The 2088-nt window shown below is 76.3% G+C and carries 3 protein-coding genes; all 3 read right to left on the bottom strand.

Features of this window, described 5'->3' with window-relative positions; genetic code table 11:
* On the bottom strand, positions 1-335 hold a 335-nt coding region (locus tag VGR37_11405; GenBank protein ID HEV2147999.1), incomplete at its 3' end, for a tetratricopeptide repeat protein.
* The gene (locus VGR37_11400) at positions 332-1471 is read right to left on the bottom strand and encodes a DUF4388 domain-containing protein (protein HEV2147998.1); all 1140 of its coding nucleotides are present in this window, start codon (positions 1469-1471) and stop codon (positions 332-334) included. The genes VGR37_11400 and VGR37_11405, both read right to left, overlap by 4 nt.
* A 6-nt stretch (positions 1472-1477) precedes the next feature.
* The coding region (locus tag VGR37_11395; protein ID HEV2147997.1) for a tetratricopeptide repeat protein at positions 1478-2088 on the bottom strand (611 nt) is incomplete at its 5' end.

The following is a 2088-nucleotide window of genomic DNA, read 5'->3' as shown; positions in this document are numbered from 1 at the left end:
AGGTGGCGGAGCGCGCTCCCCCACTCGCCGCGCTCGGCGCAGACGAGGCCGATCTCGCGGCGGGCGCCCGCGTGCTCCGGGTCCAGGCTGAGCGCCATGTCCCACTCGTCGAACGCCTTGACCGACGCCCCGCCCTCCCGGTACAGACGACCCAGGAGGTAGTGCCCCTCCACGTGGGTGGGGTGGCGCTCCAGCCCGCGGAGGCAGAGCCGGAGGGCGGCGTCGCGGCGCCCCTCGCGGCGGTACGCCTCCGCCAGCGGGAAGAAGGCGAGCGTGTTCGGGTCGCGGGCGACCTCCTCGCTCCAGGCGCGGATCTGCGCGGGGGTGGCGGTCACTCGCCCTCCTCCTCCAGCACGGCGCGGAGCGCCGCTGCCGCCGCCCGGGCCCGCTCCGCCGTGGCGCGGCGCGCCGGGTCGGAGTCGGCCAGGCGCAGGAAGGTGCCCCACGCCTCCTCGGCGCGCTGCAGGTTCCCGGTGCGCGCCGCCGCGAATCCCAGGTGGTAGTGCGCCGCGGGGAGGAGCGGGTCCAGCGAGATCACCCGGTGCAGCGAGACGTACGCCTCCGCCCAGCGCCCCACCCCGCCCTGCGCCCGCGCCAGGAGCGCGTGCACCTCCGGGCGGTCGGGATAGTTGTGCGCCAGCTCGCCCAGGACGCGGAGGGCGCGCGCCGGGCTCCCCTCGCGGAGCGCCGCGTGCCCGGCCGCCATCCCCTCGAAGAGGGTGGCGTCGCCCGCGGTCGGCGCGGCGGCGGGCGGGGCCTCGTCGGCGACGTCCACCACCCCCGTGGAGATCAGCCCGTAGACGATCTTCGCCACCTCGAAGTCGCTCCGCCCCAGGTCGGAGGCGATCTCCTTGAGCGGACGCACGCCGTCGATCTCCGCCAGCACCTCCCACTCGCGGGGGTGCAGGTCGAGCACCCCGTCGTCCGCGCTCTCGCCGGTCAGCGCCGGGACCAGCGCCATGTGCGGGATCTTCGCCTCCAGCGTGCTCCACTCGTCGATGCGGCGCGCCGCCTCCATCAGCAGCGACTCCGTCGGGACGCGCACCGGGACCGCGGCGTCCGACGGCGGCGGGGCCTCCTCGAAGCGGAAGTACCCGTCCTTCCACTGGATCAGGTCGAAGACGATCTCCTCGATCTGGAAGCGGAGCTGCCGGCGCAGGTCCGCCTCGGAAACGGCGCCCATCTCCACCAGTACCAGCCCGATCCGCCGCCCCGGGCGCTCCCGCTGGAGCTGCACCGCGCGCTCCACCTCCGCCTCCGTGACCTTGCCGGCCATGAGGAGGAGGCGCGCGATGCGCCCCGTGCTCCCCGCCAGCTCCGCGCCGACCACGGCCCCGCGCTCGAAGCGCACCACGGCCTTGCGCCCCCCGCCCTCGCTGGTGATGGACAGGAGGCCGGTCTTGCGCGACAGGTCCAGGAGCTGGAAGACGTCGCTGAGCGCCAGCTCGCGGATCGGTCCCTCGATCGCCATCCGTCGTCAGGCCGGCTGGAGGGCGGCGTCGCCCGTGCGGAAGATGCGGGCGAACTCCAGCGCCGTGGAGACGTTCTCCCGCGCGCGGGCGGCGAGCTCCCCCTCCGGGTCGGCGTCGATGGTGTCGCGCCAGTGGTCGATGGCGTCGCGGAAGCGCCGCTCCTCGCCCGCCACGACGCCCAGGTAGAAGGAGGCGGCCGCGTGGCGCGGGTCGAAGCGGAGGACCCGGCGGAAAGCCTGGCGCGCGTCGTCGCGGCGTCCCTCGTCCAGCAGCACGCGCCCCAGCAGGATCAGCGCGTCGAAGTGGTACGGGTCGTCGGCGAGCAGCTCCACCAGCGCCGCCACCGCGTCGCGGCTGCGCCCGGAGCGCCACTCCGCCCGGGCCAGGAGGAGCTGGGCCTCCGGGTAGGTGGGGAGGATCTCCAGCGCCGCCCGGGCCTCGTCCGCGGCCTCCGCCGGGCGCGCGGTCTCCAGCAGGAGGCGTCCCAGCTCCAGCCGCGCCCCCACGAAGTCCGGGTCCAGCCGGACGGCCTCGCGCAGCGCCGCCTCCGCATCGGCGGCCCTCCCGGCGAGCGCCTCCGCCCGCCCCAGCGAGCGGAGGGCCGCGGGGTCGGCGG

The sequence above is a fragment of the Longimicrobiaceae bacterium genome (genome assembly GCA_035936415.1).
In the GTDB taxonomy this organism is placed as follows: Bacteria; Gemmatimonadota; Gemmatimonadetes; order Longimicrobiales; family Longimicrobiaceae; genus JAFAYN01.
Note: the sequence above shows the minus strand (reverse complement) of the source record. Positions and strands in the feature narration are given on the sequence as shown.